General features: G+C 70.3%; 18 protein-coding genes and 1 pseudogene. 13 read left to right on the plus strand and 6 right to left on the minus strand.

Going from position 1 to position 19,116, the window contains the following annotated elements:
• The first annotated feature begins 5 nt into the window (after nt 1–5).
• Complete coding sequence (locus HNR20_RS01625; RefSeq protein WP_184175781.1) at nt 6–1,271, plus strand: glycosyltransferase; 1,266 nt, start codon at nt 6–8, stop codon at nt 1,269–1,271.
• 10 nt (nt 1,272–1,281) lie between these two features.
• Here the strand turns inward: HNR20_RS01625 and HNR20_RS01630 are convergent.
• Together HNR20_RS01630 and HNR20_RS01635 are read right to left on the minus strand one after the other, a co-directional pair.
• Nucleotides 1,282–1,700, minus strand: a pseudogene (locus HNR20_RS01630) (ASCH domain-containing protein).
• A 110-nt stretch (nt 1,701–1,810) separates the two neighbouring features.
• Nucleotides 1,811–2,884 carry an XdhC family protein gene (locus HNR20_RS01635; protein WP_184175783.1) on the minus strand — a complete coding sequence of 358 codons (1,074 nt, stop codon included), beginning with the start codon at nt 2,882–2,884 and terminating at the stop codon, nt 1,811–1,813.
• A gap of 118 nt (nt 2,885–3,002) precedes the next feature.
• On the opposite strand from HNR20_RS01635, the gene HNR20_RS01640 reads away from it, so the two are divergent.
• Genes HNR20_RS01640 through HNR20_RS01675 form a run of 8 tightly spaced genes read left to right on the plus strand, consistent with a single transcriptional unit; the run spans nt 3,003 to nt 11,033 of the window.
• A complete protein-coding gene (locus HNR20_RS01640) occupies nt 3,003–3,875 on the plus strand; it encodes an FAD binding domain-containing protein (protein WP_184175785.1) in 873 nt (290 codons plus the stop codon).
• Nucleotides 3,876–3,877: 2 nt separating this feature from the next.
• Entirely contained in the window at nt 3,878–4,426 is a 549-nt protein-coding gene (locus HNR20_RS01645) for a (2Fe-2S)-binding protein (protein WP_184175787.1), read from the plus strand.
• Nucleotides 4,423–6,813 (plus strand): aerobic carbon-monoxide dehydrogenase large subunit, encoded by a 2,391-nt coding sequence (locus HNR20_RS01650; RefSeq protein ID WP_184175789.1) that lies wholly within the window; start codon nt 4,423–4,425, stop codon nt 6,811–6,813. The genes HNR20_RS01645 and HNR20_RS01650 overlap by 4 nt, the downstream gene beginning before the upstream one ends.
• 11 nt (nt 6,814–6,824) lie before the next feature.
• A complete protein-coding gene (locus HNR20_RS01655) occupies nt 6,825–7,697 on the plus strand; it encodes an XdhC family protein (protein ID WP_184175791.1) in 873 nt (290 codons plus the stop codon).
• Between the two features lie 3 nt (nt 7,698–7,700).
• Entirely contained in the window at nt 7,701–8,276 is a 576-nt protein-coding gene (locus tag HNR20_RS01660; RefSeq protein WP_184175793.1) for a nucleotidyltransferase family protein, read from the plus strand.
• A complete protein-coding gene (locus HNR20_RS01665; RefSeq protein ID WP_184175795.1) occupies nt 8,273–9,142 on the plus strand; it encodes an AAA family ATPase in 870 nt (289 codons plus the stop codon). The genes HNR20_RS01660 and HNR20_RS01665 overlap by 4 nt, the downstream gene beginning before the upstream one ends.
• Nucleotides 9,139–9,798: an SRPBCC family protein gene (locus HNR20_RS01670; RefSeq protein WP_184175797.1), complete on the plus strand. Its 660-nt coding sequence runs from the start codon at nt 9,139–9,141 to the stop codon at nt 9,796–9,798. The genes HNR20_RS01665 and HNR20_RS01670 overlap by 4 nt, the downstream gene beginning before the upstream one ends.
• On the plus strand, nt 9,795–11,033 hold the full coding sequence (locus HNR20_RS01675) for a vWA domain-containing protein (RefSeq protein ID WP_184175799.1): 1,239 nt from the start codon (nt 9,795–9,797) through the stop codon (nt 11,031–11,033). The genes HNR20_RS01670 and HNR20_RS01675 overlap by 4 nt, the downstream gene beginning before the upstream one ends.
• Here the strand turns inward: HNR20_RS01675 and HNR20_RS01680 are convergent.
• Complete coding sequence (locus HNR20_RS01680) at nt 10,958–11,914, minus strand: LysR family transcriptional regulator (RefSeq protein WP_184175801.1); 957 nt, start codon at nt 11,912–11,914, stop codon at nt 10,958–10,960. The genes HNR20_RS01675 and HNR20_RS01680 overlap by 76 nt on opposite strands.
• Before the next feature lie 757 nt (nt 11,915–12,671).
• Here HNR20_RS01680 and HNR20_RS01685 point away from each other — a divergent pair.
• Entirely contained in the window at nt 12,672–14,201 is a 1,530-nt protein-coding gene (locus HNR20_RS01685; protein ID WP_184175812.1) for a TROVE domain-containing protein, read from the plus strand.
• A gap of 62 nt (nt 14,202–14,263) precedes the next feature.
• Here the strand turns inward: HNR20_RS01685 and HNR20_RS01690 are convergent, their stop codons facing one another.
• Nucleotides 14,264–15,076 (minus strand): helix-turn-helix domain-containing protein, encoded by an 813-nt coding sequence (locus HNR20_RS01690; protein WP_184187816.1) that lies wholly within the window; start codon nt 15,074–15,076, stop codon nt 14,264–14,266.
• A 140-nt stretch (nt 15,077–15,216) separates the two neighbouring features.
• Between HNR20_RS01690 and HNR20_RS01695 the strand changes: the two genes are divergently transcribed.
• Entirely contained in the window at nt 15,217–15,564 is a 348-nt protein-coding gene (locus HNR20_RS01695; protein WP_184175815.1) for a DUF1330 domain-containing protein, read from the plus strand.
• Here the strand turns inward: HNR20_RS01695 and HNR20_RS01700 are convergent, their stop codons facing one another.
• Together HNR20_RS01700 and HNR20_RS01705 are read right to left on the minus strand one after the other, a co-directional pair.
• Nucleotides 15,565–16,332 (minus strand): hypothetical protein, encoded by a 768-nt coding sequence (locus tag HNR20_RS01700; protein WP_189062336.1) that lies wholly within the window; start codon nt 16,330–16,332, stop codon nt 15,565–15,567.
• Between the two features lie 86 nt (nt 16,333–16,418).
• On the minus strand, nt 16,419–17,303 hold the full coding sequence (locus HNR20_RS01705) for a LysR family transcriptional regulator (protein WP_184175819.1): 885 nt from the start codon (nt 17,301–17,303) through the stop codon (nt 16,419–16,421).
• 82 nt (nt 17,304–17,385) lie between these two features.
• Here HNR20_RS01705 and HNR20_RS01710 point away from each other — a divergent pair, with 82 nt between their 5' ends.
• Entirely contained in the window at nt 17,386–18,663 is a 1,278-nt protein-coding gene (locus HNR20_RS01710; RefSeq protein WP_184175821.1) for an MFS transporter, read from the plus strand.
• Nucleotides 18,664–18,709: 46 nt separating this feature from the next.
• Nucleotides 18,710–19,102: a hypothetical protein gene (locus HNR20_RS01715; protein WP_184175823.1), complete on the plus strand. Its 393-nt coding sequence runs from the start codon at nt 18,710–18,712 to the stop codon at nt 19,100–19,102.
• Nucleotides 19,103–19,116: the final 14 nt, after the last annotated feature.

Raw genomic sequence — 19,116 nt, forward strand, 5'->3', positions numbered from 1 at the left:
GCTCAATGCGTACGCCGCGTGTAACGGTCTTCACGGGGAGCAACCGCACCCGTTTCATCGACGAATGTTTTCAGTCGCTGGTCGAGCAGACTTTCACCGACTGGGAATGGGTGGTCGTTCTCAACCAGGGATCTCGATGGCGGCCCGAGAGGCATGACGATCGAATCCGGCTCATTGTCCAGGACAACCTGAACGGCGTTGGCGCGGTGAAGCGGTTCGCCTGCGCCGAGGCCACCGGCGACATCCTGGTTGAGCTTGACGACGACGACCTGCTCAGCAGCGACTGTCTGCAAGAGATCGTCGACGCCTTCGACTCCAACCCGGAGGTGGGGTTCGTATACAGCGACACCGCGCAGATCCAGGAGGACGGCGGCCGTTGTGAAGACCGTTTCGCGAGTTCGTTCGGCTGGCGGCACTACGACGAGAAGGTGGACGGCCGCGAGGTGCTGGCCTGCCAGGCGATGCCGCCGACGCCGCACAATGTGAGCTACATCTGGTACGCGCCGAACCATGTGCGGGCCTTCCGGCGGGACATCTACGAGAAGGTTGGCGGATACGACGAGTCGCTCGACGTCGCGGACGACGCCGATCTCATGGCTCGGTTCTACCAGGTGAGCGAGTTCCATCACATCCAGAAGTGCCTGTACCTGCAGCGGATGCATGCCAAGAACACGCAGCGCATTCCGGACTTCAACGCCCGCATCCAGCAGCGCACGGTGGAGATCTACGACCGCAATATTCAACAGAACGCGCTGGCCTGGTCACGGCGGCAGGGGTTGATGGCACTCGACCTGGGTGCGGCCCACAACAAGCCCGAAGGGTATCTCGGGCTGGACTACCACGACGGGTCGGGCGTCGACATCGTCTGCGACATAACGAAGGGCGTCGACCTGCCGGACAACAGCGTCGGGGTCATCCGGGCTGTGGATTTCCTGGAGCACATTCCGGACAAGATCGCCCTGTTCAACGAGTTGTACCGACTCCTCGCGCCGAACGGGATGCTGCTGTCGCTGACACCCAGCACCGACGGTCGGGGCGCCTACCAGGATCCGACGCATGTGGCGTTCTACAACGAAAACTCGTTCTGGTACTTCACGGACGCCAACTATTCCCGGTTCGTGCCGGAGATCAAGTGCCGGTTCCAGGCGTCGCGGTTGGTCACGTACTTCCCGAGCGAATGGCACCAGACGCACAACATCCCGTACGTCTCCGCGAATCTCATCGCGATCAAGGACGATGCCCAGCGCAACGGCGGCCAACTGAAGATATGACCACGGAGCGTCAGACGACGTGCACCAGTCGGAAGCGCTCGGTCACCACCAGGGTGTCGTCGTCGACCGTGAAGCCGGGGTCGCCCAACTCGGCGCGCACTTCCGCGCTGTGCAGAACCCCTCGTGCCCGGCGCGCCACTGCGCCACCGACTCATCGCCCTCACCCTCGGCCAGGGCGTGTTGCAGATCGACGTCGGCGAACCGTAACACGCGTACCTCGATCAGCTCGATCACCGCGACCCGCCGGCCTTCGGAGTCCACCACGGCGGATCGTTCGCCGACCTCGGGCAGCGGCTCGTTCGCGCGCTCGTACCCGACCAGCAGGGCGGACGTCGAGGTTTTCGCGCCGGAGAGGATCGCGGCCACCAGACTGTCCCGCAGCGGCCCCGGAAACGCGAACTCGGCGAGCGGAAGATCCTCGAACTCCATCCGCGGAGGGTACGGGGTCCGGTGCGCCGTGAGGAAGGGCAGGCAATGGTGTTCGTCGCCCGCGACCTGGCGGTCTCCGCCGCGCTGGTCCTGTCCATGAGCTAGGTCGGTCAGGTGTGGTGGATCGGGGTCCGCACGTCGCTGAGCGGTCGACCCGAGCCGCCCCAGGCCTCGGCGGTGATCTCGGCGGCGATCGCCACAGCCGTCTCCTCCGGTGTCCGCGCTCCCAGGTCCAGCCCGATCGGTGAGTGGAGCCGGGCCAGCGCACTCTCCTGCACACCGGCCTCCCGCAGCCGGCGCATCCGGTCGTCGTGTGCCCGGCGGCTGCCCATCACGCCGATGTAGCGGGCGGGTGTGTGCAGGGCGACCTGGAGCAGCGGCACGTCGAACTTGGGGTCGTGGGTCAGGACGCAGAGCACCGTGCGGTCGTCGACGGTCGTCGACTCCAGGTACGCGTGCGGCCACTTGACGACGAGGTCGTCGGCGTCCGGGAAGCGCGCGCGGGTGGCGAACACCGGACGGGCGTCGCAGACCGTGACGTGGTAACCGAGGAACTTGCCGATCCGGGCCATCGCGGCGGCGAAGTCGATAGCGCCGAAGATGATCATCCGGGGCGGCGGCACGTACGACTGCACGTACACGCCCACGTCGTCGCCGCGCTGCTCCCCCTGCCGGCCCAGGTGGATCGTGCCGCTGACACCGAGGGCGAGCATCCCCGCCGCCTGCCGGGCCGTCGCGTCGTCCAGGTCGGGTGCGCCCAGGCTGCCCGCGACCCGGTCGGGCCAGATCACCAGTTGGGCGTTCTCGACCGATGCGGTGGCGACCGGACGGCCGTCGGAGATCGCGGCGAGCACCTCGTCGGGCTCGGTCAGCGCGACGCCCGGTTGGATCAGGACCTGGATCGTGCCGCCGCAGGTCAGGCCGACGTCGAACGCGTCGTCGTCGCTGACGCCGAAGGTCTGGGTGTGGGCCGTTCCGGTCTCCAACGCGCTGCGGCAGAGCTCGTAGACGGCACCCTCGACGCAGCCGCCCGAGATGCTTCCGAGGACCTCACCGTGGGCGGAGACGGCCATCGCCGCGCCCGCCGGGCGGGGCGCCGACTGCCAGGTTCGCACGACGGTCGCGACGGCGAACGCGACTCCGGCAGTGCGCCAGCGCGTCAGCCCGTCGACGATGTCCCGCATGGCCGCACGATCCGGGAGCCCCGGCGGCACCGTCAACGGCGACCTAAGCAGTTGCTTAGGTCGCCGTTGACTTTGGCCACCGCCGGGCAGAGATTTTGCCGGACTGCGGAGGTGCGACATGCAGGTGCCGGCACCGTTCGAGTACGAGCGAGCCACCAGTGTGGACCATGCGATCAGCCTTCTGGAGCGGCTGGGCGGCACCGCCCGCCTGATCGCCGGCGGGCACAGCCTGCTGCCGATGATGAAGCTTCGGCTGGCCAACTTCGACTACCTGATCGACATCAACGACCTGCACGCCGAGCTGGGCTACATCGAGACGGGCCCGGACGAGGTACGCATCGGCGCCATGACCCGACATCGGGAGCTGCTCGAATCCGCCGTGCTGGCGGCGGCGTTCCCCATCTTCGCCGACGCCGAGCGGGTGATCGCCGACCCGGTGGTGCGCAACCGGGGCACGTTGGGCGGCTCGCTCTGCCAGGCCGACCCGTCCGAGGATCTTTCGGCGGTCTGCACGACGCTGGACGCGCGCTGCGTGATCCGTGGCCCGGGCGGCGCCGAGCGGGTCGTGTCGATGGAGGAGTTCCACGTCGGGCCGTACGAGACCGCCGTCGCCGACGGCGAGATCCTGGTCGAGATCCGGCTGCCGGTGCGGCCGGGTTGCGGCAGCGCGTACGCCAAGGTCGAACGCCGGGCCGGCGACTGGGCCGTGGTGTCGGCCGGCTCGGCGGTGTGGCTCGACGGTGGAGCGATCGTCGACGCCCGGGTGGGGCTCGCGGCGGTCGGCCCCAACACGACCGGCATCCCGGAGATATCGGCCGCGCTGCGCGGGCAGGAGCCCTCGGAGAGCCTCTTCGAGCAGGCCGGGGCGATCGCGGCACGCAGTTGCGATCCGGTGACCGACCAGCGCGGCAGTGCGGACTACAAGCGGCATCTGGCCGCCGAGCTGACCAGGCGGACGCTGCGCCGGGCCGTCGAACGGGCGAGGAGCTGAGCATGCAGGTCACCATGACCGTCAACGATGTCGAGGTCACCCGTGAGATCGAGGGCCGGCTGCTGCTGGTGCACTTCCTGCGGGACGTGCTGGGCCTGACCGGCACGCACTGGGGCTGCGACACCAGCAACTGCGGCACGTGCGTGGTCTGGCTCGACGGCGAGCCGGTCAAGTCGTGCACCGTGCTCGCGGCGATGGCCGGCGGCCACCAGGTGCGTACCGTCGAGGGCCTCGCCAAGGGCGCCGAGCTGGACCCGATCCAGCAGGGCTTCATGCAGTGCCACGGCCTGCAGTGCGGTTTCTGCACGCCGGGGATGATGATGACCGCGCGGGCGCTGCTCGACCGCAACCCCGACCCCAGCGAGACGGAGATCCGGGAGGCGATCTCGGGTCAGATCTGCCGGTGCACGGGGTACGCCACCATCGTCCGCTCGGTCCGCTGGGCTGCCGTGGCCGAGGCACAGGCCGCCGCCCAGGTCGCCGAGACCACCGAATCGACCGAGGCCGGCGAGATCGCCGACGCCGGCCAGACCGCGGGGGCCGTCGCATGACCACCGTGCACGAGCGCGTGGACACGTTCCACGACAACGACCAGAAACCCGTCGGGTACGGCCGGATGCTGCGCAAGGAGGACCCGCGGTTCCTCCGTGGTCGCGGCCGGTACGTCGACGACGTCCAGCTGCCCGGCATGCTGCATCTCGCGATCCTCCGCTCCCCCGTGGCGCACGCCCGGATCGTCAGCATCGACACGAGCGCCGCCGAGGCGTCGCCCGGGGTGAAGGCCGTGGTGACCGGGGCGATGCTGGCGCAGCAGAACCTGGCCTGGATGCCGACGCTCTCCAACGACGTGCAGGCCGTGCTCGCCACGGACAAGGTGCGCTTCCAGGGCCAGGAGGTGGCGTTCGTCGTCGCCGAGGACCGGTACGCGGCCCGCGACGCGCTGGAGCTGATCGACGTCGAGTACGACGTACTCGACCCGGTCATCGACGCGCGACGCGCGTTGGAGCCGGGCGCCCCGCTGATCCGCGACGACCTGGACGGCAAGACGAACAACCACTGCTTCGACTGGGAGACCGGCGACGAGGCGGCCACCGAGGCGGTCTTCGCCCGCGCCGACGTCGTGGTCAGTCAGGATCTCGTCTATCCCCGGGTGCACCCGGCACCGATGGAGACGTGCGGGGCGGTCGCCGACTACGACGCCGTCGACGGCAAGCTGCGGCTCTGGTCGACGACCCAGGCTCCGCACGCGCACCGCACCCTCTACGCCATCGTGGCCGGCCTCCCCGAGCACAAGATCCAGGTGATCTCGCCGGACATCGGCGGCGGGTTCGGCAACAAGGTGCCCATCTACCCCGGGTACGTCTGCGCGATCGTCGCCTCGATCGTCACCGGCAAACCGGTGAAGTGGATGGAGGACCGCTCGGAGAACCTGATCAGCACGGGCTTCGCCCGCGACTACATCATGCGCGGGGAGATCGCCGCGACCCGGGACGGCCGGATCCTCGGCATCCGCACCAACGTGCTCGCCGACCACGGCGCGTTCAACGGCACCGCCGCCCCGGTTAAGTACCCGGCCGGCTTCTTCGGGGTCTTCACCGGCAGCTACGACATCGAGGCCGCGTACTGCAAGATGACGGCGGTCTACACCAACAAGGCGCCCGGCGGCGTCGCGTACGCGTGCTCGTTCCGGATCACCGAGGCGGTCTACCTGGTCGAGCGGATCGTCGACTGCCTCGCCGACGAGCTCGGCATGGACCCGGCCGAGCTGCGGTTGAAGAACTTCATCCGGCCGGAGCAGTTTCCGTACACGACGAAGACCGGCTGGGTGTACGACTCCGGCAACTACGAGCCGACGATGCGGCTGGCGATGGAGATGGCCGGCTACGACGAGTTGCGCCGTGAGCAGGCGGAGAAGCGGGCCCGGGGCGAGCTGATGGGCGTCGGTATCGCGTTCTTCACCGAGGCGGTCGGCGCCGGGCCGCGCAAGAACATGGACATTCTCGGGCTGGGCATGGCGGACGGCTGCGAGCTGCGCGTCCACCCGACCGGAAAGGCCGTGGTACGCCTCAGCGTGCAGTCGCAGGGTCAGGGGCACGAGACCACGTTCGCGCAGATCGTCGCCGAGGAGATCGGGATCCCCCCGGCCGACATCGAGGTGCTGCACGGCGACACCGACAACACCCCGTTCGGCCTCGGCACGTACGGCAGTCGTTCGACGCCCGTCTCGGGCGCGGCGGCGGCACTGGTGGCCCGGAAGGTGCGCGACAAGGCTCGGATCATCGCCTCGGGAATGCTCGAGGTGTCGGTGGCCGACCTGGAATGGGATAAGGGCGCCTTCCACGTCGCGGGCGACCCGGGGCGGTCCGTCACGATCCAGGACATCGCCCTGCGCGCGCACGGCGCGGGTGACCTGCCCGAGGGCATCGAGGGCGGGCTGGAGGCGCAGATCTGCTACAACCCGTCGAACCTGACGTACCCGCACGGCGCTTACATCTGTGTGGTCGACATCGATCCCGGCACGGCCCAGGTGAAGGTCCGGCGGTTCATCGCGGTGGACGACTGCGGCACCCGGATCAACCCGATGATCATCGAGGGGCAGGTGCACGGCGGGCTGACCGACGGGGTTGGCATGGCCCTGATGGAGATGATCGCGTTCGACGAGGACGGCAACTGCCTCGGCGCGTCCCTGATGGATTATCTGATCCCGACGTCGCTGGAGGTGCCCGACTGGGAGACCGGCTTCACCGTGACGCCGTCGCCGCACCACCCGATCGGCGCGAAGGGCGTGGGCGAGTCCGCGACGGTGGGCTCGCCGCCCGCGATCGTCAACGCGGTCGTGGACGCCCTGCAGCCCTTCGGCGTACGGCACGCCGACATGCCGCTGACGCCGTCGCGGGTCTGGGACGCGATGCGCGGCCAGGCCCGGCCGCCGGTCTGAGGGAGCCGAGAATGACCACCATCGCGGAGCGCGCCCGGGAGTTGACCGTCGCTCGGGAGCCGTTCGTCCACGCCACCGTGGTCCGCGCACAGGATCCGACGTCGGCCCGGCCTGGCGACGCCGCGGTGATCCGGACGGACGGCTCGATCGAGGGCTTCGTGGGCGGGGTCTGCGCCGAGAGTTCGGTGCGGGCGGCGGCACTCGACACACTGCGCGACGGCAGCGCCCTGCTGCTGCGGGTGTTGCCGGACGGCGAGGCCCCGTTCCCGGACACCCCGGGGGCGCGGGTGGTGGTCAACCCGTGCCACTCCGGCGGCGCGATCGAGGTCTTCCTCCAACCGGTGCTGCCGGCGCCGGCGCTGCGGGTGTTCGGCAGCACACCGATCAGCGCCGCGGTGGAGACCCTCGCCGCGTTTCTCGACTTCGACGTGGTGACGGCCGACGACTGCGCCGGCTGCACCGCGGTCGTGGTGGCCGGGCTCGGCAAGGGCGAGCAGGAGGCGATCCGCGCGGCGCTGGACGCCGGTGTGGAGTTCATCGCGCTCGTCGCCAGCAGCAGACGCGGCGCGGCCCTGCTCGACGAGCTGGGGTTGACCGACGCGGAACGGGCCCGCGTCCACTCACCGGCCGGGTTGGAGATCCGCGCGAGTACACCACCGGAGATCGCCCTGTCGATCATGTCCGAGGTGGTCCGGGCGATCCGGGCGAACGGTCTGACCCCGGCCCCGGCCTCGGACGCGCCGGCCGGCCGGCCGCACCAGGCCGTCGACCCGGTCTGCGGGATGACCGTGCTGGTCGGGTCGGAGACCCCGCACACGCGAGTCGACGGGCAGGACTTCTGGTTCTGCTGCGCCGGCTGCCTCGCGACCTACCTGGCGGCGTAGCCCGTGTTCCTGACCGGTCTGGTGCTCGCCGCGGGCGCATCGGTGCGGCTCGGCGAGGCGAAGCAACTGCTCCCGTACCGGGGGCGGACGCTGCTCGACGCCACCCTCGACCTGGCCCGCTCGTGCGGCTTCGACCAGCTGATCGTCACCCTCGGCGGCGCGGCGAACAACATCCGCGACCGGGTGGACCTGACCGGCTGTCAGGTCGTGGAGAACCCACGGTTCAGCTCCGGCTGCGGGTCGTCGGTCAGCACGGCGGCGCGGGCGGTGGACCCGCTCGCCGACGCGCTCGTGCTGCTCCTCGGCGACCAGCCCGGTGTCCGCGCCGCAGACGTCCGCCGGGTCGCCGCGGCGGCCACCCCGCTGGCCGTGTGCCGGTACGCGAACGGGCTGGGCCACCCGTTCCGCTTCGGCCGTGACGTCCTCCCCGAGCTGTACGACCTGCACGGCGACAAGGCCGTCTGGAAGCTGCTGCACTCTGGTCGCCACCCGGTGACCGAGGTGCCCGTCGACGGGCCGGTGCCGATCGACGTGGACACCCGGGCGGACTACGAGCGTCTGCTGGCGGGCGAGGCATGAAGGACGCCCTGACCGTGCGGCACCGCCTCGACGCCGTCGACTACCTGGTCGACGACGGCATGGCGATGGCCCTGTTCCTGGCGTTGCGCCTCGGTCGGCCCCTGCTGCTGGAAGGCGAGCCGGGTGTCGGCAAGACCGCCGCGGCGAAGGCGTTGGCCCGCGCGCTGGAGACGCCGCTGATCCGCTTGCAGTGCTACGAGGGGCTGACCGCGGGCGAGGCGCTCTACGAGTGGAACTACCAGCGGCAACTGCTGGCGATCCGGCTCGCCGAGGCACAACACACGCGCCTCACCGACGCGGACCTGTTCAGCGCCGAGTTCCTTCAGGAACGGCCGATCCTGCGGGCCGTACGCCACCGGGGGCCGGTCCCGCCGGTGCTGCTGATCGACGAGATCGATCGCGCCGACGACGAGTTCGAGGCGCTGCTGTTCGAGTTCCTCGGCGAGGCCGGCATCACGATCCCCGAGCTCGGCACGTTCACCGCCCGCACGCCGCCCGTCGTGGTGCTCACCTCCAATCGCAGCAGGGAACTGCACGACGCGTTGCGTCGCCGCTGCCTGTACCACTGGATCGACTTCCCCGAGCCGGCCCGCGCCGTGGAGATCGTCCGCCGGGCCGTGCCGGAGGCCACCGAACCACTGATCCGTACGGCGGTCCAGTTCATCGGCGATGTACGCGGCCGGGAGTTGGAGAAGGCGCCCGGGATGGCCGAGACCATCGACTGGGTGGCCGCGCTGTCGGTGCTGGGCGCCGCCGACCTGGCCGCCGACGACGTCGCGCGGACCATCGGCACCATCGCCAAGACCCCCGACGACCGCGCCGTGGTCGCCGCCGCGCTCGGCGCCTACCAGGAGAGCCAGCCATGAAGATCACCAACGAGTTCGCGGTCACCGTCCCGATCGAGCGGGCGTGGGCGGTGCTCACCGACCTGGAAGGACTCGCGCCGTGTCTGCCGGGCGCCCAGTTGACCGGTGTGGACGGCGACGTCTACCGGGGCCGGGTGAAGGTCAAGGTCGGGCCGGTCATCTCGGAGTTCACCGGCACCGCCCGGTTCGTCGAGAAGGACGACACCGCGTACCGCGGGGTGATCGACGCGAAGGGCCGCGACGCCCGGTCGACCGGGAACGCGTCCGCGCTGGTCACCGCCCACCTGCGCCCGGACGGCGACCGGACGCTGGTCAGCGTGGACACCGACCTGAAGATCTCCGGGAAGCTGGCCCAGTTCGGCAGCGGCATGATCAAGGAGGTGTCGGGCAAGTTGCTGGCCCAGTTCGTCGCCAACCTGGAGGCCAAGCTGGCCGCCGAGCAGCCGGCCCCGGCGCCGCGCACCGAACCCGAGCCCGTCGAGCCGTCGCCCACCGAGGTGTCGGCAGGCGCTACGCCCGGCACGCGGGCTGCCGAACCGGAGGCGCTCGACCTGCTCAGCGTTGCCGGCGGTTCGATCACCAAGCGCCTCGTACCGGTGGTGGTCGGTCTTGTCGCGGTCGGCGCGGTGATCGCCTGGCTGGTCGCGCGCCGGTGAGCCAGGCCGTGCTGGGCGGGATCGACCGGGCCGCGTTCGCGGTGGCGCTCGCCGGCCGGCTACGACGGGCCGGCGTCCCCGCCGGGCTCACCGATGTCGACGACTTCGTCCGGGCGCTCGCCATCAGCCCACCCGACTCGATGTCCACGCTCTACTGGACCGCCCGGATCAGCCTGGTTCGGCGGCACGCCGACCTCGCCGCGTTCGACAGCGTCTTCGCGGCGGTCTTCATGGACCCGCCGCCGCTGCCCCGACCGTCGCGGTCCGCGCCGCCGGCGGCCGATCACGACGACGTGTACGCCCGGGTGCCCGCCGACACCGACGACGCGGGGTCGGACGGCGGCCTGCCGTGGGCGACTCTGCCTCCAGCCGTCGCGGAGACACCGGAACACGAGGCCCCACTGCGGCTGCCCGAGCGGCGGCCCAGCGCCCTCGCCGGGCTCGCCGAGCGCCCGTTCGACGAACTCGACGCGGCACAGGTCAGGCAGCTCGGTGACGCTCTGCGCGCGGCTGTCGCCGGCTGGCCGACCCGGCGTACCCGGCGACACGCTGTCGGCTCGGGCGGTGCGCGGGTCGCGTTGCGGCCCACGATCGCCCGGGCCCGCCGTACTGGTTGGGAACCCGTCGAGGTCGTCCGCGAGCGGCCGGTGCGGCGACCACGCCGGGTCGTGCTGCTCTGCGACGTCAGCGAGTCGATGCGGGCGCAGGCGACCGCGTACCTGCACCTGATGCGGGCGTTCGCGGTCGTCGCCGACGCGGAGGTGTTCGCGTTCGCGACGACCCTGACCCGACTCACCGTGGTGCTACGACACACGTCGGCGGTCGAGGCGGTCGCCCAGGCCAGCATCGCCGTGACCGACCGGTACGGGGGCACCCGGATCGCCACGAACCTGCGCGCCCTGCTCAACTCCCACCACGCGGACGCGGTACGTGGGGCCGTGGTGGTGATCGGCTCGGACGGCTGGGACAGCGATCCGCCCGACGAGTTGGCGGCCGTGATGGCCCGGCTGAGTCGGCGTGCGTACCGGATCGTCTGGTTGAATCCCCGCGCAGGCGCACCCGACTTCGCCCCCCGGGTCGGCGGCATGGCCGCCGCGCTCCCCTACTGCGACCGGATGCTGCCGGCCGGCACCTTCGGGGACCTGCTGGTCGTCGCCCGTCAGCTCCAGAGCGTCACGTGCACCGACGGCCGGAATTGGCCGACGCTGACGCCCGCGCCGCGCATCATCGCCTGAATCGCCCTCGGCGTCGACGAGAAACGCGACAGTTCGTCGGCGGCCGACATCGAGCCGGGGACGGCGAGCACCTGCGAGTGCCACACCGCTTCCATCGTCGCGTGCGGCCCCGCCACCTGCGCAAGATGGCCCTGACGGACGTCCGGTGTGACGGTGAACGCGAGGGCTGGTGCCACACCCTTGCCGCGCTTGGCCTCCCCCAGCGCCGCCGCGTGGCTCTGGAAGATCTGCTGCCGCTCGTCCAGCACGGCCAGCCGGCGCAGCAGCGCCGGGACCGCGCCCAACTCGGTGGCGGCCGACGGCCCGAGCAACCACGTCTGCTCGCGTAACTGCCCCGGGGACGCCGGCATGCCGGCCAATGGATGCTCCGGGCCGACGACGAGCACCACCCGGTAGTTCATCACCGGCCGGCAGGCGATCGCGGTGTCGACGACCGGCGGCTGCGGTCCGATCGCGATGTCCGCGGCGCGAGTCAGCAACAGCGACCCGAACGCGCCCGGGTTGCCCACGCTCAGCTCGACGTCGAGGTCGGCCGCCCGCTTGGCGAAGAGCTCGATCAACCCCGGCGCGGCGAACTCGGCGAACAGGCTCGACGCGGCGACCCGCAGCAACCGTCGGCCACGCTTCGCGGCGCTCACCTCCAGCATCGTGCGGTCCTGCAGGCCCAGCAGTTCGGCCGCACGACTGGCCAGCCGAAGCCCACCCGGGGTGAACGCGAGACCCACCGCCGTCCGCCGGAACAGCTTGTCGCCGAACTCCTTGCGCAACTGCGCGATGTGCAGTGACACCGCCGACTCGGAGACCTGAAGCTCTGCGGCGGCCTGCTTGACGGACCCCAACCGGACCACGGCGACGTACGCGCGAAGCTGCGTCGGGGTCACGGCGGCACCCTCTTCCCCGCCCCGATCGCGTGGTTCGGCTCCCCGTCGAGACGAACCACGATCATCCCCCGGTGAACGGCACCACCGCCAGTGGCCCGCAGACGGCCCGGAGCCCGATTGGCCCGGCAGCATCTGTGCACGTACGGAATCGGGTTGTCCGCTCGGGGCTGCGGGCTTAGCGTCATGGGGCACCTCCCGGTGCGCAGGCAACGGCTACTTCCGCTTCCAACGGGGAGACGTGGGTTCAAATCCCACCGCCACTTCGGGTGGCGTCGACCAGCGGCCCAGGTCACCTTTGGCCCGCAAGGGCCGGTCGCCGTTACCGCTTCGATCTCGGGAGGTGCGCTCACGCCGCACGCCCGGTGCGACGGATACGGTTACTTCTCTGGTAAGGCCCGGCAAGGGCTGCGGTTCGAACCCGCAACACCGTGTCCACCTCTGATCTCGGGCGTGCGGCGTGACCCTTTCCTCGTCGATCAGGAGATCGCAAACTCCGTTGCCCGGGCTTTCCCGCCACCGCTACGGTCGTGACCGCACTTCCCGGTGCGTTGATCTCGATCTCGGGAAGCGCGACCACGCCGCACGCCCGGTGCGCAGGCAACGGTTACTTCAGGGTTCCGCAGATGGGGGTTCGAATCCCCTCGACACCTCCGGGTGGGTAGTTCAACGGACAGAACGGCGGACTAGTCCGTGGCCGATTCTGATCTCGGGTGTGCGGTGCGGTGGCGCTTTTCCGGCCGACTGACGGGGGGACGTCATGGCCAAGTTCAACCTCAAGCTGCGTAAGAGCCGGCATCAGCCGATGACCGCCGAGGGCGCTCCCGGCTTCGCCCGTGAGCCACGACTCGAGCTGTTCCTGCTCGGAGTCTCCAACATGGTCGGCGAAGACACCTTCTACGAGGGCTCCACGACCCGGGACGCTCGTTTCCGGGACCTGGTTGCCGCCGTCGCCGTTGCCGATCCCGACTGGTTCGGCCGCTTCGTACCGTGGCTCCGGTCCGGCGCGATGATGCGCTCGGCGTCTGTGGTGGCGGCCCTTGAGGGTGCCCGTGCCCAGGTCGCCGCGGGGATCGCGGGCTCGCGGGCCGTCGTGAACTCCGCGCTGCAGCGCGCGGACGAGCCGGGCGAGGCTCTGGCGTACTGGCTGGCACGCCATGGTCGGGCACTGCCCAAGCCGGTCAAGCGGGGCATCGCCGACGCGGCCGTCCGGCTGTACACCGAGCGGAGCCTGCTCAAGTACGACTCGGTCGGGAGCCAGGTGCGGTTCGGTGACGTCATCGATCTGACCCACCCCACCGCGAAGGACGACCGGCAGGGTGACCTGTTCCGGCACGCGCTGGACCGGCGACACCGGCGGGACAATCCGCTGCCGTCGTCGCTGCGGATGCTGGCGGCACGGGACGCGCTCATGGCGATGCCGGTCGAGCAGCGTCGGGCGGTCACCGATCCGGCGGTGCTGGGCGCGGCCGGTATGACGTGGGAGGCCCTGGCCGGCTGGCGGCAGAACGCGTTGGACGCAACGGCGTGGGAGTCCGTCATCCCGACCATGGGCTACCTGGCGTTGCTGCGTAACCTGCGCAACTTCGACCAGGTGGGGGTCAGCGACACCGTCGCGGAGACCGTGGCGGCCAAGCTCTCGGATCCGGGTGCGGTCGCCACCTCGCGGGTGCTGCCGATGCGCTTCCTGTCGGCGTACAACGCGGCACCGAGCCTGCGGTGGGCGTACCCGCTGGAGAAGGCGTTGCAGCACGCCCTGACGAACGTGCCCGCCCTGGATGGTCGGACCCTCGTCCTCATCGACACGTCCGGCTCGATGCGGAGCCCGTTCAGCAGGGACGGCTCCCTGCTCTGCTGGGACGCTGCCACGGTGTTCGGCCTCGCGCTGGCGGCCCGGGCGCAGGCGGCCACGGTGGTGTCGTTCTCCAACGCCAGCCGGGTGTTCCCGCCGATGGCGGGCGAGTCGGTGCTCGCGGGGGTGCGGCGGTTCACGGACGATGGCTATTTCCTCGGCATGGGCACCGACACCGAGAAGGCGGTCCGGAAGTATTTCGACGGGCACGACCGGGTGGTCATCCTCACCGACGAGCAGGCCCGATGGCACAGCTCGGCGAACGTCGCGGCGGCGGTGCCCACGGAGGTACCCGTGTACACCTGGAACCTGGCCGGATACCGACTTGGTCACGCACCGACCACGGCGAACCGCCACACCTTCGGCGGTCTGTCCGATGCCGCATTCGCGATGATCCCGCTCATCGAGGCCGGATCCCACGACCGGTGGCCCTTCTGAGGACACTGAAGCCGGGTCACTGACCCGGCTTCGGTGTCCCCGAGGCCACCCACCTGACGAGTTCAGCCCGTCCCGGCGGCGGGCTTGGCGAGGGCTTGGAGTGTCGCGGTGGTCGCCGGGTCGGCCGGGAAGAAGGCCTCGACGGCCAGCCCGGAGACGGTGACATCCAGCGGGGTGCCGAAGAGGGTGGTGGTGCTGAAGAAAGACAGCTCCTGGTCGCCGTGGCGGTACCGCAGCGGGATGACGACCCGCGACGCGGCGTCGTCGCTGATCGGCACCGCGACGTCGTCGCCGCTGGGATAGCCGCGAAGCTCCTCATGCAACTCGTACAGGGCCGGGTCGTTGGTTGTCACGGCCTGCTGGTGCAGTCGTTTGAGCAGATGGGCGCGCCACTCAGGCAGGTTGAGGATGCGCGGGGCCATGCCGTCGGGGTGCAGGCTGAGCCGCAGCACGTTGATCGGTGGGGTCAGCAGGTGCGGCTCGGCACCGGCGGTGAACAGGGCAACGGCAGGGTTGGCCTCGACGAGGTGCCAATGCTGGTCGACGAGCACGGCGGGGTACGGGCCGTGTCCGTCGAGGATCTGCCGCACGGCGGCACGTACGGGAGCCAGCTCCGGGTCGTTCAGCTCGCGGCTGGGGTAGGCGGGGGCGTAGCCGGCAGCGAGCAGCATCGTGTTGCGCTCAGCCAGCGGCATGTCGAGCTGCTCGGCCAGCCGCAGGATCAACTCCGGGCTCGGCCGGGATCGCCCGGTCTCCACGAAGCTCAGGTGCCGGGCCGACACGCCCGCCTCGATCGACAGGTCGAGCTGACTCATCCCGCGAGTTCGGCGCCAGTCGCGCAGCAGCTCCCCGACCGGTCGCCCCTGCCTGGTCATTGTCGTCACGCCCCGACCCTAATTGCCGCATCGGAGCAGGGACCTTTACCTGCGACGTAATCGACAACGTGCACAAGCACCCGAAATCATCTTCTCGGAGGCCACGCACAGCCTCCCATCCCGCAAACGAGGAGAGATTCATGGCCGCCGCGTACGCGCTTGCGCACCTGCGCAGAGCACCGATCAACGCCGAAGTGCTGGAATACCTGGAGCGCATCGAGTCGACCCTTACGCCCTTCGGTGGCCGGTTCATCGTCCACGGTGGTGCCGTCGAGGTGCTGGAGGGCAGCTGGCCGGGCGATGTGATCATCATCGAGTTTCCGGACCTGGCCGGGGCCCGCTCCTGGTACCACTCCAGCGCCTACCAGGAGATCAAGCCCTTGCGGGCGAGGCACCTCACCGGCGAGGTGATCCTCGTCGAGGGAGTCGAGGCCGACCACGACTCAGTGCAGATGGCCGCCGAACTCCGTCGAGCCGGGAGCCGGTAGTCAGTCGTTCAGACCAAGCTGGGGATACAGGGCGTCCGGCGCAGGGACCGCTCCTTCCGGGCGCGTGACGCCGGTGGACACACCGAAGTCGCTGTAGCGAAGGGACGCGTTCGGGATCCCGCTGCCGGCTGGGATCAGGAAACCGACCAGCCGGCCGTCGGCGTCCAGCGTCGCGCGGAACGGGTGGCTGCGGACGCTGTCGGGAAACGTGCTTCCTGGAGGGGGACGGAAGTTGATCCCGGTGCCGTCGCGGACCCGGGTCACATCGAACGTCCCGACGATTTCAGAGCCGTCTGCTCGTGCGGTGACGATCGCGTCGATGAGGCGGGCCGAGCCGCCAGGGTCGTTCTTGCCTGGCGCGAAGCTGAGGGCGAAGTCCGACGGCACCCGGGCCGGGTCGAGGGTCATCCATTCGTGGCCGACGCCCGGGAGGTCCAGGTCGGTCTTCAGATAGACGTCATTGTCGATCATCCGGATCTCGATGACGCGGCCGGACATCGAAGCCGTGGTGATGCCGCGCTTCTTGACGTTGTCGGTGTGCGACAGCGTCGTGATTTGACCGGCGAAGTCGACATCGACGCGGAAGCTCGTCTGATCGATGAACGTCGTGCCTGCCCTCAGCAGCTCGATCGCCTTGGCCGTGTCGGCTGCGCCAGCGCTGACGGTCGGCGCCGCGGCGGGTTCTTCTGTCGTCCCCATGGCAACCGAGCAGGCCAGGATGAGCAGAACTCCCCCGCAAATGCCGGCCACCACAGCTCGACGTGTCATAGCCGCAGGCTATTCGGCTTTCGCAAGCCCACCCGACGCTCGGCCGTCAAGCGATGGCCTGGCGACGAAGTCGGACGTTCGACCCGTCAGGGCAGGAACTCGGCGGTCAGGTTGATCAGGGCGCGGGCGGCGGCGCCGACGGGACGTCCCAGCGGGATGGCGAGCGACAGCGTCCAGTCGAGGTCGGCGTCGGTGACGGTCAACGCGCGTACCCCTTTGGTGTCGGCGACGACAAAGCGGGGCAGCAGGGCGATGCCAAGGCCGTGCCGGACATGGTCAGCTCCGGTGGCGATGTCGGGGATCTCGATCGCCACGCGCCGGGAGAGGCCGGCGGTGGCGAACGCCCGGTCGGTCACCGCGCGGTTGCCAAAGCCGACCGGCGAGTCGATGAAGTCCAGCCCGGCGAGTTCACCGAGCGTCACCGACTCCCGACTGGCGAACGGATGGTCGTCCGGGACGGCGAGGTCGATCACCGAACGGGCCAGCTCGGTGAGGTGGATGTCGGCCGGGGGCGCTCCGGGCAGCGAGACGAACGCGAGGTCGAGCCGGCGCTCGGCGAGCGCGTCGATGAGCCCCTGGGACCCGGACGGCGCGGCGATTGTCTGCAGCAGCACGCCGGGGTGCCGGCGGTGGAACTCGCCGAGCAGTGACGGCAGGCGCAGGAGTCGGATCGAGGTCATCGTGCCGATGCGCAGGGTGCCGCGTAGGCCGCCGTGCACCTCGGCGACCGCGTCGCGGGCGTCGCGGGCCGCGTCGAGGGCGATCCGGGCGCGCGGCAGGAGCGCCGCGCCGGCGTCGGTGAGGAGTACGCGTTTGGAGTTGCGGTCCAGCAGCGGCGCCCCCAGCTCACGTTCGAGGGTCTTGACCGCCGCGGAGACCGCCGACTGGACGACGTGCAGGCGGGCTGCGGCGCGGGTGAAGTTCTGCTCCTCGGCCACCGCGACGAAGTACTCAAGCTGACGGAGTTCCACGCCAGCAAGTATCACCCATCGCGATCGTTGCTAGCATCAACTTTCGTTGGCTGTGATGCTGGGTCGGGGCGAGAGTGTTGTCATGTCGTTGACGACCCTGTCACCCAGCACCGCCGCGCCCGCCACCCCGGAGAGCTCGTCCCCTCGACACGGCCGGGGCTTCTGGCTGATCGCCCTGGCGTTCCTGACCGCGATGGCGTTCTCCACCGTGCCGGCCCCGCTCTACCCGCTCTACATGGCGCGGGACGGGTTCTCCACGTTCATGGTCACGGTGGTGTTCGCGGCGTACTCGGTGGGCGTGGTGATCAGCCTTGTGCTGGCCGGTCACGTCTCCGACTGGGTCGGCCGAAAGAAGATCCTCATCCCGGCGCTGGCGTTGGAGCTGGTCGCCGCCGCGCTCTTCCTGAGTGACCCGTCGCTGCCGGTCCTGCTGCTCGCCCGGCTGGTCACCGGCCTGGGCATCGGCATGATCACCGCGACCGCCACCGCGTACCTGCACGACCTGCACACCGCGCACCGGCCCGGGGGGTCCCACCAGCGCTTCGAAGTGATCTCCACCGCCGCCAACATCGGTGGCCTGGGTCTCGGTCCCCTGATCGCGGGGTTCCTCGCCCAGTACGTCGACGCGCCGCTGCGTACCCCGTACCTGGTGTTCGTCGTCCTGCTGCTGGTGGGCATCGTCGCGGTCGCGGTGACCCCGGAGACCGTCGAGGAGCGGCTGGTCAAGCCCGCCTACCGGCCGCAGCGGATCAGCGCCGACCACGGCGACCGGGCCGGCTACATCGCCGCTGCCGCTGCCGCATTCGCATCGTTCGCCGTGTTCGGTCTGTTCACCTCGGTCGCCCCCGGCTTCGTCGCCGGGGCCCTGCACCTGCCGTCCCGCGCCCTGGCCGGCGTGATCGTGTTCGCCGTGTTCGGCGGTGCCGCCGTGGCACAGACCCTCACCAACCGACTCGCCGCGCCGGCGAAGGTGCGGCTCGGGCTGCTCGCACAGGCTCTCGGCGTGCCCACCCTGCTGGTCGGGATGCACACCGCCAGCCTGACCGCGTTCCTGGTCGGCGGCGTGGCCGCCGGCATCGGCGCCGGCCTGCTGTTGAAGGCGGCCATCGGCACCGTCGCCGCGATGGCGGCACCAGCCAAGCGCGGCGCGGCCCTGGCCGGGCTGTTCCTCATCGGGTACCTGGGGCTGAGTCTGCCGGCCGTCGGTATCGGAATCGCCACCCGCGCCATCAGCACCGTCACCGCGATGACCTGGTTCACCGGGCTGCTGCTGGTCATGCTCGCCGGCGTGGCCGTGCTGTTCCGCCGCGGCACCGGAACCCGCCGTCCTCCCGCTCGGGCCGCTCGGCACGCTGGCTGAGGACGATGGTGTTTCCCGGCGGTCCACCGGATGGGATGCTCGATGGGTGATTCGCCGACACGTCGTCTGGCTCGGGTTGGCGATCGGGCTGCTCTCCGGCTGCTCCGAGCCGCCGTACCCACTGCCGGACCGGAACGCGACTGACGTTCGAGCCGAGGAGGAGCGTCTCGCGACGCTCCTTCCTCTCGAACTGCTCGGTGGGCCAGGCACCTGCAAGGTCCGCCTGCTCGGGCGGGACGGTTCGTCGTCGTTCGCCTGGGCGCACTGCGAAGCGACCGGCCCTGGCGTCGTCTCCGGTGTCTCGACACCCGTGCGGGTGGACGGCGACCGCGTCACGCAGCCCGGCGACGGAAGTGCTTACTCCCCGAGCGTGCGGCGCATGTTCCCGGAGCGGCTGGCAGAAGCCGTCCTCGGCGACGACACCAGGCTGCGCCCCTGAGAAAACCGGTCCTG

The sequence above is a fragment of the Micromonospora parathelypteridis genome, from assembly GCF_014201145.1.
GTDB lineage: Bacteria > Actinomycetota > Actinomycetes > Mycobacteriales > Micromonosporaceae > Micromonospora > Micromonospora parathelypteridis.

Coding starts and splice junctions, on each gene's coding strand:
- HNR20_RS01625 (WP_184175781.1), top strand. CDS start 6: ATGCGTACGCCGCGTGTAACGGTCTTCACGGGGAGCAACCGCACCCGT.
- HNR20_RS01635 (WP_184175783.1), bottom strand. CDS start 2,884: ATGCGGGACATCGTCGACGGGCTGACGCGCTGGCGCACTGCCGGAGTC.
- HNR20_RS01640 (WP_184175785.1), top strand. CDS start 3,003: ATGCAGGTGCCGGCACCGTTCGAGTACGAGCGAGCCACCAGTGTGGAC.
- HNR20_RS01645 (WP_184175787.1), top strand. CDS start 3,878: ATGCAGGTCACCATGACCGTCAACGATGTCGAGGTCACCCGTGAGATC.
- HNR20_RS01650 (WP_184175789.1), top strand. CDS start 4,423: ATGACCACCGTGCACGAGCGCGTGGACACGTTCCACGACAACGACCAG.
- HNR20_RS01655 (WP_184175791.1), top strand. CDS start 6,825: ATGACCACCATCGCGGAGCGCGCCCGGGAGTTGACCGTCGCTCGGGAG.
- HNR20_RS01665 (WP_184175795.1), top strand. CDS start 8,273: ATGAAGGACGCCCTGACCGTGCGGCACCGCCTCGACGCCGTCGACTAC.
- HNR20_RS01670 (WP_184175797.1), top strand. CDS start 9,139: ATGAAGATCACCAACGAGTTCGCGGTCACCGTCCCGATCGAGCGGGCG.
- HNR20_RS01685 (WP_184175812.1), top strand. CDS start 12,672: ATGGCCAAGTTCAACCTCAAGCTGCGTAAGAGCCGGCATCAGCCGATG.
- HNR20_RS01690 (WP_184187816.1), bottom strand. CDS start 15,076: ATGACCAGGCAGGGGCGACCGGTCGGGGAGCTGCTGCGCGACTGGCGC.
- HNR20_RS01695 (WP_184175815.1), top strand. CDS start 15,217: ATGGCCGCCGCGTACGCGCTTGCGCACCTGCGCAGAGCACCGATCAAC.
- HNR20_RS01700 (WP_189062336.1), bottom strand. CDS start 16,332: ATGACACGTCGAGCTGTGGTGGCCGGCATTTGCGGGGGAGTTCTGCTC.
- HNR20_RS01710 (WP_184175821.1), top strand. CDS start 17,386: ATGTCGTTGACGACCCTGTCACCCAGCACCGCCGCGCCCGCCACCCCG.